A 12,886-nucleotide genomic window follows, 5' to 3' on the forward strand; every position below is an offset into this window, starting at 1 on the left:
CCCGACCAGGCGCGAAACCAGGAGGGTGCGGATGAGTGACGACAACCGGATGCAGGCGCTGCTGAACGACCTGGCGGCGAACCGATCGGCGCCCTTCAGCCCCTCGGTGTACGAGACGGCGCAGTACCTGCGCGTGTCGGGGCGGCGCGCGGTCGCCAGGAGCCAGATCGGCTACCTGCTGGCGCAACAGCGGCGCGACGGCCTGTGGGGTGCGGACGGGTTCGAGCTGATCCCCACCCTCAGCGCGATCGCGGGACTCGCCTCGGTACCCGACAGCGGGCCGGAGGTGGCGGATGCGTTGGCGCGGGCGTCGAGGCAGCTCTGGGAACTCGCCCTCGGCGAAGGCGGCCTGCCGCCGCTGCCCGACACCGTCGCGTCGGAGCTGATCGCGCCCAGCCTCGTCGAGGCGGCCGGTGACGTCCTGCGTCGGCACTGCCCGGTCGAATCCGACGGCGACGGACCGGTGTTTCCGCAGCCGCCTCGGGCGAGACCGGAATTCTGGGCGTCGTTGCGCGGCCTCGTCGACCGCGGCGCGAAGATCCCGCAGAAGATCTGGCACTCGCTGGAGGTGTTCCACCCGCTGCCGGCCGAGTTCGCGCGCTCGGTGTCCCCGGCCCCGGACGGTGCGGTGTGCTGTTCACCGGCCGCCACCGCCGCCTGGGCGTCGGCGGTGGGTCCGGCGGCCGCACGCGGCAGCCTCCCGTACCTGGACGAGGTGGAGACCAGGCATTCCGGCGCGATCCCCATGGGCACGTCGATGCCGTACTTCGAACTGCTGTGGATTGTGAACCTGGCGTTGAAGTACTTCCCGCAGAACCCCGTTCCCCAGGCGCTGTGGGACGAACTGACGAACGCGTTCGGCCAATCCGGCATCGGCGGTGGTCCGGGCCTGCCGCCGGACGGGGACGACACCGCCTACGCGCTGCTCGCGTTCGAGAAGTCGGGGAGGCGCACGGATCCCCAGGTGCTGCTGCAGTTCTGGGAGGAGGACCACTTCGTTTCCTACGGGGCCGAGCAGACGCCGTCGGAAACGACGAACGCGCACGCGATCGAGTACCTCAACCACGTCGCGGCGCACCGGGGCGACGACGCGTTCGCTCCGGTGGTGGCATCGTGCGCGGAATGGCTGGTCGCCCAGCAGAAAGCCGATGGCTGCTGGTACGACAAGTGGCACATCTCGCCCTACTACGCCACCGCGGCGTGCGTGGAAGCGCTCGTGGGTGTTCGGCAGCCGAGCGGGCCGGTGCGCGACGCGATCCGGCTGGCCAGGGACTGGCTGCTCGGTTCGCAGTCGCTGGACGGCGGTTGGGGCGTCGGCGAGGTGTCGTCGGAGGAGACCGCCTACGGCGTGCTGGCCCTGGACTGCCTGGTCGCGAACGCCCCGGACGGTGACGACGAGGCGGCGAAGAAGGCGATCACCCTGGCGAAGGGTTTCCTCGCCGGGGCGGAACCGGCGCCGGCGTTGTGGATGGGCAAGGACCTGTACAAGCCGTACCGGCTGGTCACCGCGGTCGAACTGTGCGGCCGCGCGGTCGCTTCCCGGTACTGACAACGGCGCCCGGGTCTCGACAAGCACGCACAGACGGGAACGCGAGAGTGTCTCTGCTGCCAATCAAGTGCGCGTACGAACGTCGGCGGAATCCGCACGCCGCGGACGCCGAAGCCGACTACCGGTCGCTGATCGCCTCGCTGGGCCTCGCCGACGCGGACCTGGCCGTGATCTCGGGGCGCTCCCAGATCGTCGGCGCGGCGGCGCTGGTGTACCCCGAGGCGGACCGGCGAACACTGCTGGCCGCCGCCCTGTGGACCGCATGCCTGATCGTCAACGACGACCGGTGGGACAACTCGTCCGCGGCCGACGACCGGCTGACTCCGGGCCAGTGGTTCGCCGGTGCCGCGGAGGTCGTCGACACCTGGCGCACCTCCCCGGTGCGGCGCGACGACGCCTTTTTCGAACTGCTGCGAACCACCATGGTCCTGCTCGATGAGTCGCTGGGTCCCCAGGCGTCCCAGGAGATCGGTGACGAGATCAAGCGCAGCATCGAGGCGATGAAGTGGGAGGGGGTGTGGAACGAGTTCACCGGCAGGACCTCGCTGGCGAGCTATTTGAGCCTCCGGCGCTGCTACTCGACGATGGACGTCCAGATCGTCCTGGACAAGTGGATCAACGGTGGGCGCAGTTTCGCCGCGATCGACGACCACCCGGTGCGCCGCGCGATCGACGACGTCGTGACCCGGTTCGGCTGCCTGTCGAACGACTACTACTCGTGGAACCGGGAGAAGCGGGCGGTGGACAAGTCGAATTCGGTGAAGGTGTTGATCGACCACGCCGGTTACGACGAGGAGACGGCCCTGGCGCGCGTCCGCGAGGAGTGCGAGCAGGCGATGGTCGACCTGGACTGCATCGAGGAATCCATCAAGCGCAGCGCGCATTTCGGTGACCTGGAAGCGGATCTGCTCGATTACGCGGCATGTCACCGACCGTTGATCTACGCGGCTGCCACGTGGCCGACCGAAACCGATCGCTACCGCTGGCGATCGGGGCGCGGATGAAACAGAGTGCACGGCGCACGAAGGGAAACCCGACAAGAATGACTGCTGCAACCACTGCGAAAGTGCCGAAACTGGCCCCCGGGCGCGTTCCCGTGCTCGGGCACCTGCCGCTGCTGCTCCGGTCGCGGTTCGACTTCATCGAGGCCGCGGGGTCCGTCGGACCCGTGTCCCGGGTGAAGATCGGCCCGAAGACGGCGTACTTCGTGAACAGTTACGAGCTGCTGGCGCAGATGCTGGTCAGCGATGCCGACAAGTTCATCCGAGGCATCCACTTCAAGAAGATGCGCAACATGGTCGGCAACGGCGTCGTCACCACGTCCGGCGATCTGCACCGTCGGCAGCGGCGGACGATGCTCCCGTCGTTCAGCCAGCGCAGGCTCGCCCTCCACCTGCCGGTGATGCGCAAGATCATGGCCGAGTTCGTGGACTCGATCCCGGAGGGCACCCCGTACGACCTGATGCCGCCGCTGTTGGGCATCGGCTGCGACATCACGTCGTCGACGCTGTTCGGCGAGGACTGCCCGCGGGAGGTCCTGGACCTGGTGCGGGAGGCCGTTCCGGTCTTCGTCTCCAACGCCGCGATCCACGCGGTCGACGTGACCGGCCTGTACAAGCACCTGCCGACGCGGTCCAACCGGAACTTCCGCCGCCTGCTGAATGAGTTCAACCAGTACCTGTACTCGGTGATCGACGAGCGGATGCGCAAGGGCGGGCAGGAGGAGGACCTGCTCGGTATGCTGATCCGCGCGACGGATCCCGAGACCGGTGAGCGGTTCTCGCGGACCGAGGTGCGTGACCAGGCCGCGACGGTGCTGTTCGCCTCCACCGAGACCACCGCGAACACGGTCAGCTGGGCCTGCTACGAGTTGGCGCGCCACCCGCGGGTGTTCGCGCAGTGCCGCGCGGAGGTGGACGCGCTCGTCAACGGCGGCGGCGTGGGCGAGATGGAGATCGGCCGCGACGACCTGCCGACGGTCAAGCGCGTGCTGTTCGAGGCGCTGCGGATGTACCCGTCGTCGTACCTGCTGTCCCGGCAGGCCGCGGAGGACGTCGTGCTGGGCGGCTATGCCATCCCGGCAGGGGCCACGCTGCTGTACTCGCACTACGGCCAGCAGCGCGACGAGCGCAACTTCAGCCACGCCAACGAGTTCGACCCCGACCGCTGGCTGGACAGGAACGGCTCGGAGGTCACCCCGGCGGCGTTCATGCCGTTCGGCCACGGGGCGTACCGGTGCCTGGGGGAGAGCGTCGCGACGCTGGAGGCCACCTACTACATCGCGATGATGGTCCACAAGTGGGACTTCCGGTTGGCCGAAACGGCGTCGCCGAGGATGAACGCCACGATCACGCTGTCCCCGCGCGACCTGAAGCTGGTGTTCACCAAGCGCGACCACGGGAGTGATCAGCAGTGAGCGGTGTCCGGGTGCAGGTGGACAGGTCGAAGTGCGTGGGTTCGGGCCAGTGCCTGATCGCCGCGGCGGACTACTTCGACCAGGACCCCGAAGGCTACGTGACGTTGCTCCCGGCGGCCCAGGCGACCGACCTGGACAAGAACCCGGACGTCCGAGACGCGGTCGACAAGTGCCCCTCCGGAGCCCTCTCCTGGCGCCACGTGGACGACTGAAGGATCAGCTCACTGGCCGATCCACCGGAGTGCTGGTCCGAGAGCAGGCCGGGAACGCAGACCAGAGCGGGGAGCCGCTGCGACGCGACCACCGCGCCGTAGGGGGGCCCGGGAAATTCGATCCCCCGAACAAATAGCGAAGAGCCCTGTGTCCGCGCACTCTGCGGACACAGGGCTCCCAGCTCTGAGCGGATGACGGGAATCGAACCCGCGTTCTCAGCTTGGGAAGCTGATGTTCTACCATTGAACTACATCCGCACCGCTCTGGTGGGCCTTCGCCCCCAGGCGCTGCACAGCTTAACACGGTGGGCGTCGAAGATCGTAGGCGGGGTTGCCGATACGCTGTCCCTGTGTTGCTGAGTGACCGGGACCTGCGCAAAGAGCTCGACGAGGGGCGTCTCGAGATCGATCCGTTCGATGTCGCCATGATCCAGCCGTCGAGCATCGACGTCCGGCTGGACCGCTTCTTCCGGGTCTTCGACAACACCCGGTACACCCACATCGATCCTTCGCGGCAGCAGGACGAGCTGACGTCGTTGGTGGAGACCCCGGACGACGATCCGTTCGTGCTGCACCCGGGGGAGTTCGTACTCGGGTCGACCTTCGAGTCCGTGCGGCTGCCCGACGACCTGGCCGGGCGCCTGGAGGGCAAGTCGTCGCTGGGGCGGCTCGGGTTGCTGACACACTCCACCGCCGGGTTCATCGACCCAGGGTTCACCGGTCACATCACCCTCGAGCTGTCCAACGTCGCGAACCTACCGATCACGTTGTGGCCGGGCATGAAGATCGGGCAGCTGTGCCTGTTCCGGTTGTCCAGCCCGGCCGACTTCCCGTACGGGTCGAAGGAGGCCGGTTCGCGGTACCAGGGGCAGCGGGGGCCGACGCCGTCCCGCGCCTACCTGAACTTCAAGCGCACCGACACCCGCCGGTGACCGTCCGCAACCGGCCCGCCACCCTTGTGGATCATGCTTGCATCGGTCGTGGCGCGGTGGTGCCCCGGTGTGGCCACCCGGCCGGAACGGTGAGCTAGTTCACCCTGAATCGTGTCAGGAAAGTAGGGGTTCAGAACTTACGCTCTCCTCCGCCCGGCGCTCTGGAACGATCCCGCACCGTGGCGGGACGGCGTGCGGGCGCAGGAGAACGCGATGTCCGCAACTCAGTCGCGTGCCTCGAGCGCTACCACGGAGCACCTCGGGCACGTCGTCATGATCGCCGGCGCTGCGGCGCTCGGCGGATTCCTCTTCGGCTACGACACCTCCGTCATCAACGGTGGGGTGGACGCGATCCAGGAATACTTCGACGTCGGTCCCGCGCTGACCGGGTTGACCGTCTCCTCGGCGCTGCTGGGTTCCGCGGTCGGCGCCGGTGTCGCCGGCGGGCTGGCCGACCGGATCGGGCGCATCCGGGTCATGCAGCTGGCCGCCGTGCTGTTCATCGTCAGCGCCGTCGCCTCGGCCGTGCCGTTCGCGGTCTGGGACCTGGCCATCTGGCGGGTTGTCGGCGGTGTCGCCATCGGCATCGCCTCCGTGATCGCACCCGCCTACATCGCCGAGGTCGCGCCCGCGGCGTACCGGGGTCGGTTGGCGTCGTTGCAGCAGTTGGCGATCGTGCTCGGCATCGCGGTGTCGCAGCTGGTGAACTACGCGCTGGCGGAGGCCGCGGGCGGTAGTGCGTCGGGGATGCTCGGACCGCTGCAGGCGTGGCAGTGGATGCTCGGGGCGGCCGCGGTCCCCGCGCTGGTCTACCTGGTCGTGGCGTCAACGATCCCCGAGTCGCCGCGGTACCTGGTGGCGGTGGGCAGGCTTGAGCGGGCGCGGGAGATCCTGGCGCAGGTGGAGTCCGGTGACCCCGACGAGAAAATCACCGAGATCCAGGCCGCGCTGGGCGGCGAGCACAAGCCGCGGTTGAGCGACCTGCGCGGCCGGTTCGGGGTGCTGCCGATCGTGTGGGCCGGCATGGCCATCGCCGCGTTGCAGCAGTTCGTCGGCATCAACGTGATCTTCTACTACTCGTCGTCACTGTGGCACTCGGTGGGCATCGACGAGAGCTCCTCCCTGCTGCTGAGCCTGTTCACGTCGATCGTGAACATCGGCGGCACGTTCGTGGCCGTCGCCCTGGTCGACCGGATCGGCCGCAAGCCGCTGCTGGTGATCGGGTCGATCGGGATGGCCGTGTCGCTGGCCGTCACCGGGTGGGCGTTCGGCTTCGCCGAGGTCGTCGGCGACGAGGCGCGGCTGCCGTTCCAGTGGGGTGCCGTCGCGCTGGTGTCGGCGAGCGCGTTCGTGCTGTTCTTCGCCGCTTCCTGGGGTGTGGTGATGTGGGTGCTGCTGGGCGAGATGTTCCCGGTGCGCATCCGGGCCGCGGCGCTGGCCGTGAGCACCGCGACGAACTGGGTCGCGAACTGGCTGGTGACCGTGACGTTCCCGAGCCTGCGGGACTGGAACCTGCCCGCCACCTACTACATGTACGCGGCGTTCGCGTTGGTCTCGTCGCTGTTCGTGGTGCGGTACCTGACGGAGACCAAGGGCCGTTCGCTGGAGGAAATGGGCCGCTGACCCGGTCCCGGAAATGGGCCGCCCAAAACTTGGGAACCCCCGTCCGGGGATGAAGTTGGGAGCTCGCGAGGGCGCCTCCGGGGTAGGCGCCCTCGCGAGCTCCCGGTGTCAGCTGGTGGTGGAGGCCGGGTCCACCGCGTCCTGGGTCTTCTCGCCTCGCTTGACCGCCGAGAGGAGCAACTGCGCCACATCGACGACCTCGACCGACTCCGAGGCGACCTTCTCGCTCTGGCGGGCCGTGAGGCCGTCGGAGAGCATCACCTTGCAGAACGGGCAGCCCGTGGCGATCTTCGTCGGGGCCGTGCCCAGGGCCTCGTCCACGCGCTCGAGATTGATGCGCTTGCCGATGCGCTCCTCCATCCACATGCGGGCACCGCCGGCGCCGCAGCACATCGAGCGGTCCGCGTGGCGGGGCATCTCGCGGAACGTCGCTCCGGAGGCGCCGACCAGGTCGCGCGGGGGCGTGTAGACCTTGTTGTGGCGGCCCAGGTAGCAGGGGTCGTGGTAGGTCACGTCCTCGGCGACCGGGGCGACCGGGATCAGGCGCTTCTCACGAACCAGCCTGTTCAGCAGCTGGGTGTGGTGCACCACCTCGTAGTCGCCGCCGAGCTGGGAGTACTCGTTGGCCAGGCTGTTGAAGCAGTGCGCGCAGGTCGCCACGATCTTGCGCCTGCCGCGCTCGCGGCCCTCGAAGACCGTGTTGAGGACCTCGACGTTCTGCTGGGCCAGCATCTGGAAGATGAACTCGTTGCCCGCGCGGCGCGCCGGGTCACCGGTGCAGGTCTCCTCCGGGCCCAGCACCACGTACTTCACACCCGCCATGTGCAGCAGTTCCGCCACCGCCTGGGTGGTCTTCTTGGCGCGGTCCTCGAAGGCACCGGCGCAGCCGACCCAGAACAGGTACTCCACGTCGTCGGCCAGCTCGCCGTCGAACACCGGGACCTCGAAGTCGAGGTCCTCGGTCCAGGCCAGCCGGTCCTTGGCGTTCTGGCCCCACGGGTTGCCCTTGTTCTCCAGGTTCTTGAACATCCCGCCCAGCTCGGTCGGGAAGTTCGACTCGATCATCACCTGGTAGCGGCGCATGTCGACGATGTGGTCGACGTGCTCGATGTCCACCGGGCACTGCTCCACGCAGGCGCCGCACGAGGTGCACGACCACAGCACGTCGGGGTCGATGACGCCCATCTCCTCCGGCCCGCCGATCAGCGGCCGCTCCGCCTCGGCCAGGGCCAGGGCGTCGATCTTGGCCAGCCGCGCCTCGGCGTCGTCACCGGTGATGCCGACCTCGTCCCCGGCCATGTCCTTGCGGCCCCCGGCCAGCAGGTACGGGGCCTTGGCGTAGGCGTGCTCACGCAGCGAGGTGATCACCAGCTTCGGCGACAGCGGCTTGCCGGTGTTCCACGCGGGGCACTGGGACTGGCAGCGACCGCACTCGGTGCAGGTGGTGAAGTCCAGCCAGCCCTTCCAGGAGAAGTCCTCGACCTTGCCCGCGCCGAACACGTCGGTGTCCGGGTCGGCCTCCTCGAAGTCCAGCGGCTTGCCGCCGCTCATCATCGGCTTGAGCGCGCCCAGCGCCACGCCGCCGTCGGCCTCGCGCTTGAAGTAGATGTTGAAGAACGCGGTGAACCGGTGCCAGGCCACGCCCATCGTGATGTTCGAGGCGATCACGATCACCCAGATCATCGCCGACAGCACCTTGAACGTGGCGAACACCGACACCGCTGCGGTGCTGGCGGGCAGGACCGTGCCCAGCGCGTGGCTGATCGGCGCGGACCACACCGGGGCGTGGAACAGCCCCGAGGATGTCTTGAACGCGCGCAGGCCCATGATGCCCACGCCCTCGAGCACCACGACGGCCTCGACGAAGTACGCCTGCCAGAAGTTCGAGCCCGCGAACCGCGACACCCGCCCGGCCCGGCGCGGGTGGTTGAGCTGGCGCACCCCGATCAGCCACAGGCCGCCCAGGATGGTGCCCAGGCCGAGGATCTCCACCAGTACGTTCCACGGGCCGAACCCGCTGATCCACGGGAACCCGAACGCGGGGTCGAAGACCTCGAAGTACGCCTCCAGCACGGTCAGGCTCAGGCCGCCGAAGCCGACCATCACCAGCCAGTGCGCCACACCCACGTGGCCCCACTTCAGCATCCGGGTGTGGCCGAGGACCTCCCTGACCATGTTCCCGAAACGGGCGCCGAACGGGCCTTTCCGGGTCGGGTCCGGTTGTCCGAGCCGGATGGACGACACCATCCGCCGGACCGTCCTGACGACCATCACCACCGCGACCGCCGTCACGGCGAGACAGATCAGGCCCAGGACGAGCTGCAGGGCACCCATGCTCGCGGCCTCCTGTTCGAGGTTTGTCCGTGTTTGGGGAGCGTACGCCCTATTACCGACCGGTAACCATAGGGGCGGGCCCCGTGTCGGGAACAGTCGGTGATTCTGCGAGACCGCCGGGCGAAAAACTAGTTGTGCATTTGTACAGGTTTCTGCGCTAGGCTGGGCCTGGCGGGACCGGGGTGGACGTGCCCGTGTTGCCGGGTTTTCCGGCGGTTGTTCCTGTTGGGCGTGCGCGGTGTCGCAACGGCGGAGTCGGGGCGGTCGCCGCACGGCCGTTCCCGAATCGCGGAACGATCGGGCTCGCCAGTGCGATGTTCGCCACATATTCGTTCGGCCGAACGGTGCGTTCGACGATGCCGTTCGCGAGCAAGGGGGTGCTGGGATGTCCGAGCCGGACAGGGCGGCGATGCGGGCGGCCGACGCCGACCGGGAAGCGGTCGCGGAACGGCTGCGGGTGGCCATGGACGAGGGCCGGCTGAGCCTCGCCGAGTACGACGAACGACTGCGGCGTGCCTACGCGGCGACGACGTTCGGCGAGCTTGCGCCGCTCACCGCCGACCTGCCCGAACCGGTGCCGCCGAAGAAGCCGGCCGAGGTCGTCCGGCGCGAGCGCGACAAGCGCAACCTGATCAAGGAGTGGCGCGACTGGGCCGGCACCGCCGTCATCCTCAGCGGGATCTGGCTGGTCACCTCGATCGCGTCCGGCGAACTCCACTTCTTCTGGCCGCTCATCCCGATGGGCATCTGGGCTGTGATCAACGTCTCATACATGATCTTCCCGAGCAAGAAGGACCGCGAGGGCGACGACTGATCCACCGGAGATCCGCCACGTAGACTCGCAAAGTAGGGCGATCGTCCAAGTTTTCTTCGCGGGAGGCTCCGTGGCGTACGTGTACCTGGTCGTGGCGATCCTGAGCGAGGTGCTCGCCACCGTGTCGTTGAAGCTCTCCGCGGGCTTCAGCAGGACCGTTCCGTCGGTCCTGGTCGTGGTCGGGTACCTCGTGGCGTTCAGCTCCCTGTCCGCGGTGCTCAGGCTCGGCCTGCCGGTCGGCGTCGTCTACGCCGTCTGGGCCGGGGTCGGGGTCGCCCTGGTGGCGATCATCGGCGCGGTGTTCCTCGGCGAATCGATCACCGCGGTGCAGATCGGTGGAATCGCGCTGATCATCGGCGGTGTTCTCGCGCTCGAACTGGGAGGCAGCCATTGAGCCCCGCGCGGCGCGACGCCGAGGAGACCGACGGCAGGCGGATCAAGGGCGAGCGCCGCCGCCGGGCGATCATCGACGCCACGCTGCGGGTCATCGCCCGCGACGGCGTCGCCGCGGTCAGCCACCGCAACATCGCCCGCGAGGCCGGGGTGCCGCCCGCCTCGATCTCCTACTACTTCGACGGGATCGACGACCTGCTGGTGGCGACCCTGCTGGAGAGCTGCGACGCGTTCGCCGCCGACATGGACGCGCTGCGCGAACGGGTCCGGCACCACGCCGAATGGCCCCGGGCGGTCGCCGAAGTGCTCGCCGAGATGGTTCGTGAGCACCGCGAACGCACCATCGGCGAGTACGAGCTGTACCTGCTGGCGGCCCGGCGGCCGGCGCTGCGCCCGGCGGCCCGCCGCTGGATCGAGATCGCCTCCGGGTATGTCAACGACGGCAAAGGCGGTGACCCGCCCGCCGTCCGGGCGCTGTTCGCGGTGCTCGACGGCCTGCTCATGCAGGCCCTGATCGCCGACGAACCGCCCACCGCCGACGAGCTTGAACACACCCTGCGCTACGTCATGCAACCGGTGGACTACCTGCGCGAACGCGGCGTGTTCCCGGATGTCCCGGGCGGGGCCCAGGCGTAGCTTCGGCCCCGGGACACAGACGACGTTCGGGGGCGGAGATGGTCCGGGTGGGGCTCGCCGGTGCCGCGCTGCTGCTGGTCGGGGGCGCGGTGCTGGGCTGCGGAACCGGCGACGGCGGCCCCGGAGGTGGGCCGGGCGGTGGCCCCGGGCACGCGCGTACCAGCCAGGTCGAGGGCATCACGGCGGTCCGGCTGCTGCCGGGCGCCGGGGGTGTCTCGATCCGCCGTGAACCGGGCGGCACCGGCCGGGTGGAGCAGCGCGTGCGGATCTGGGACGGCTCGGACGCCCGCACCGACAAGCTGTACCACCGGGTCGAGGGCGGGACGTTGGTGCTGGACACCGAGTGCGGCCAGAACTGCAGCGTCGACTTCACCGTGTCGCTGCCCGACCAGGTGCCGGTCGACGGCGACCTCGGCGCGGGCTCGCTGGACGCCACCGACGTGGCGTCCGTCCGGGTCGGGGTCGGTTCCGGTGACATCGCGGCCCGCCACGTCCCGGGACCGGTCGAGGTCCGCACCGGCGCCGGCGGCATCACCCTCGACGACGTCGGCGGGAAGGTGTCCGCGGAGACCGGCAGCGGCGAGGTCGAGGGCCGCGACCTGCGCGGCGGCGAGGTCGTCGCGACAACCTCGGCCGGTGACATCGCGCTGCACCTCATCGCGCCGCAGTCGGTCCAGGCCGAGTCCGGCACCGGCGGCATCGACCTCACGGTCCCGCAGGGCACCTACCGCGTCGAGACCGACACCGGCGTCGGCGAGGCCGAGATCGACGTCGCGCAGGACCCGGCCTCGCCGCGCCTGCTGAAGCTCAGCACCGGTACCGGGAGCATCAGGGTCCACGCGGGGTGAGACCCTCCGGCGCACCCCGTGCATTCCGGGTTGCTTCAGGGGTGTCCCCGATGTTCGGCGATGATCACGCGCGTAACGTTGCTCGCGAACATCGGGTGGACAGGGGGAACCGACGATGGGTCGGGTAGGGCTCGCGGTGGGCGGGGCGGTGCTGGTGCTGCTGGGGGGAGTGGCGCTGACCTGGGGGCCGCTGGCGACCGCCGAGGAACGCACCACCGCCCTGGACGGCATCGACCGCGTCGAACTCGTCGACGGCTCCGGTGACGTCCAGGTGCGCTACGTGCCGGGCGCGCGCGGCCAGGTCGTGCAGCGCGTGCACCGCTGGGGTGCCGCGTTCTGGGGCGGCGGTGACGCGGTCGAGCACCGGGTCGAGGACGGTGCGCTGGTGCTGGACGCCGACTGCGGCTGGAACTGCAGTGTGGACTACGAGGTCACGCTGCCCGTACCGGTCCCGGTGACCGGTGACCTCGGCGCCGGCTCGCTGCACGTGGTCGGCATGCGGGAGGTGCGCGCCGAGGTCGGCTCCGGCGAGATCGAGGTGGCGCAGGTCGACGGGCCGGTGGACGTGCGCACCGGGTCCGGGTCGATCATCCTCGACCGGCTCACCGGCGAGGTCGACGCCACCACCGGCAGCGGCGATATCGAGGGCCGCGGGCTGTCCGCCGCGGACCTGGTGCTCGACACCGACGCGGGCAGCATCGACCTGCGGATGACCACCGCGCCCACCTCGGCCGAGCTGACCACCGGCAGCGGGGACATCGAGCTCACGGTGCCCGCGGAGAGCTACCGCGTCGACTCCGACAGTGGCGCCGGCGACGTGAACGTCGACGTGGCTGAGGACCCGCAGTCGCCGCGGCACCTGAAGCTGTCGACCGGCAGCGGGGACATCCGGGTCCGCGGCGTCTGAACCCCGGTCGCCCACCTCGACATGGCGGCCGGCCCACCTGTCGGCCGCATCACGCCGGGAACTCCCGACGCAGGTCAACCGTTCTGCTGGCAGAAAGCTTGAGTGAGTCGCGCTCAACCCGTTTGACGTTGGTGACGCGCGATGGGTAAAACTTGAGTGAGCAAGGCTCAAGCGCCTCGACGGCGGTTGGGCGCACGGGCGACAAGTCGGGAGGAATCCAGC

At 69.4% G+C, this 12,886-nt stretch carries 12 protein-coding genes and 1 tRNA gene; 11 read left to right on the forward strand and 2 right to left on the reverse strand.

Annotation, left to right across the window (positions count from 1 at the left end; genetic code table 11):
* The first annotated feature begins 31 nt into the window (after positions 1–31).
* From IEY17_RS20655 to IEY17_RS20670, 4 genes are read left to right on the forward strand one after another with little or no spacing between them, the layout of a single operon-like run.
* Positions 32–1,549, forward strand: a complete 1,518-nt coding sequence (locus IEY17_RS20655; RefSeq protein ID WP_188990259.1) for a hypothetical protein — start codon at positions 32–34, stop codon at positions 1,547–1,549.
* Positions 1,550–1,596: 47 nt separating this feature from the next.
* A complete protein-coding gene (gene cyc2, locus IEY17_RS20660; protein WP_188990261.1) occupies positions 1,597–2,553 on the forward strand; it encodes a terpentetriene synthase in 957 nt (318 codons plus the stop codon).
* A 38-nt stretch (positions 2,554–2,591) separates the two neighbouring features.
* On the forward strand, positions 2,592–3,965 hold the full coding sequence (locus IEY17_RS20665; RefSeq protein WP_188990263.1) for a cytochrome P450: 1,374 nt from the start codon (positions 2,592–2,594) through the stop codon (positions 3,963–3,965).
* Positions 3,962–4,177, forward strand: coding sequence for a ferredoxin (locus IEY17_RS20670; protein WP_188990265.1), 216 nt, complete (start codon positions 3,962–3,964; stop codon positions 4,175–4,177). The genes IEY17_RS20665 and IEY17_RS20670 overlap by 4 nt, the downstream gene beginning before the upstream one ends.
* Before the next feature lie 187 nt (positions 4,178–4,364).
* Here IEY17_RS20670 and IEY17_RS20675 read toward each other — a convergent pair.
* Positions 4,365–4,435: transfer RNA gene (locus IEY17_RS20675), tRNA-Gly, on the reverse strand.
* 92 nt (positions 4,436–4,527) lie between these two features.
* Here IEY17_RS20675 and dcd point away from each other — a divergent pair.
* Together dcd and IEY17_RS20685 are read left to right on the forward strand one after the other, a co-directional pair.
* Positions 4,528–5,109: a dCTP deaminase gene (dcd, locus tag IEY17_RS20680; RefSeq protein ID WP_188990267.1), complete on the forward strand. Its 582-nt coding sequence runs from the start codon at positions 4,528–4,530 to the stop codon at positions 5,107–5,109.
* A gap of 213 nt (positions 5,110–5,322) precedes the next feature.
* The gene (locus tag IEY17_RS20685) at positions 5,323–6,732 is read left to right on the forward strand and encodes a sugar porter family MFS transporter (RefSeq protein WP_188990269.1); all 1,410 of its coding nucleotides are present in this window, start codon (positions 5,323–5,325) and stop codon (positions 6,730–6,732) included.
* Positions 6,733–6,840: 108 nt separating this feature from the next.
* Here the strand turns inward: IEY17_RS20685 and IEY17_RS20690 are convergent, their stop codons facing one another.
* Positions 6,841–9,066 carry a (Fe-S)-binding protein gene (locus tag IEY17_RS20690; protein WP_188990271.1) on the reverse strand — a complete coding sequence of 742 codons (2,226 nt, stop codon included), beginning with the start codon at positions 9,064–9,066 and terminating at the stop codon, positions 6,841–6,843.
* Between the two features lie 385 nt (positions 9,067–9,451).
* Here IEY17_RS20690 and IEY17_RS20695 point away from each other — a divergent pair, with 385 nt between their 5' ends.
* The 5 genes from IEY17_RS20695 (at position 9,452) to IEY17_RS20715 (ending at position 12,664) form a co-directional block, all read left to right on the forward strand.
* Positions 9,452–9,880 carry a DUF1707 SHOCT-like domain-containing protein gene (locus tag IEY17_RS20695; protein ID WP_229680372.1) on the forward strand — a complete coding sequence of 143 codons (429 nt, stop codon included), beginning with the start codon at positions 9,452–9,454 and terminating at the stop codon, positions 9,878–9,880.
* Positions 9,881–9,950: 70 nt separating this feature from the next.
* A complete protein-coding gene (locus IEY17_RS20700) occupies positions 9,951–10,274 on the forward strand; it encodes a DMT family transporter (protein WP_188990273.1) in 324 nt (107 codons plus the stop codon).
* Positions 10,271–10,909: a TetR/AcrR family transcriptional regulator gene (locus tag IEY17_RS20705; protein ID WP_188990275.1), complete on the forward strand. Its 639-nt coding sequence runs from the start codon at positions 10,271–10,273 to the stop codon at positions 10,907–10,909. The genes IEY17_RS20700 and IEY17_RS20705 overlap by 4 nt, the downstream gene beginning before the upstream one ends.
* 38 nt (positions 10,910–10,947) lie before the next feature.
* On the forward strand, positions 10,948–11,757 hold the full coding sequence (locus tag IEY17_RS20710) for a DUF4097 family beta strand repeat-containing protein (protein WP_188990277.1): 810 nt from the start codon (positions 10,948–10,950) through the stop codon (positions 11,755–11,757).
* Positions 11,758–11,872: 115 nt separating this feature from the next.
* A complete protein-coding gene (locus IEY17_RS20715) occupies positions 11,873–12,664 on the forward strand; it encodes a DUF4097 family beta strand repeat-containing protein (protein ID WP_188990279.1) in 792 nt (263 codons plus the stop codon).
* Positions 12,665–12,886 lie beyond the last annotated feature (222 nt).

This window comes from Saccharopolyspora thermophila, assembly GCF_014646075.1.
Lineage (GTDB): Bacteria > Actinomycetota > Actinomycetes > Mycobacteriales > Pseudonocardiaceae > Saccharopolyspora > Saccharopolyspora thermophila.

Bases quoted from the DNA above. Each gene is read 5' to 3' on its own strand.
- IEY17_RS20690 (WP_188990271.1), bottom strand. From the start codon at position 9,066: ATGGGTGCCCTGCAGCTCGTCCTGGGCCTGATCTGTCTCGCCGTGACG.
- IEY17_RS20655 (WP_188990259.1), top strand. From the start codon at position 32: ATGAGTGACGACAACCGGATGCAGGCGCTGCTGAACGACCTGGCGGCG.
- IEY17_RS20710 (WP_188990277.1), top strand. From the start codon at position 10,948: ATGGTCCGGGTGGGGCTCGCCGGTGCCGCGCTGCTGCTGGTCGGGGGC.
- IEY17_RS20695 (WP_229680372.1), top strand. From the start codon at position 9,452: ATGTCCGAGCCGGACAGGGCGGCGATGCGGGCGGCCGACGCCGACCGG.
- IEY17_RS20715 (WP_188990279.1), top strand. From the start codon at position 11,873: ATGGGTCGGGTAGGGCTCGCGGTGGGCGGGGCGGTGCTGGTGCTGCTG.
- IEY17_RS20685 (WP_188990269.1), top strand. From the start codon at position 5,323: ATGTCCGCAACTCAGTCGCGTGCCTCGAGCGCTACCACGGAGCACCTC.
- IEY17_RS20665 (WP_188990263.1), top strand. From the start codon at position 2,592: ATGACTGCTGCAACCACTGCGAAAGTGCCGAAACTGGCCCCCGGGCGC.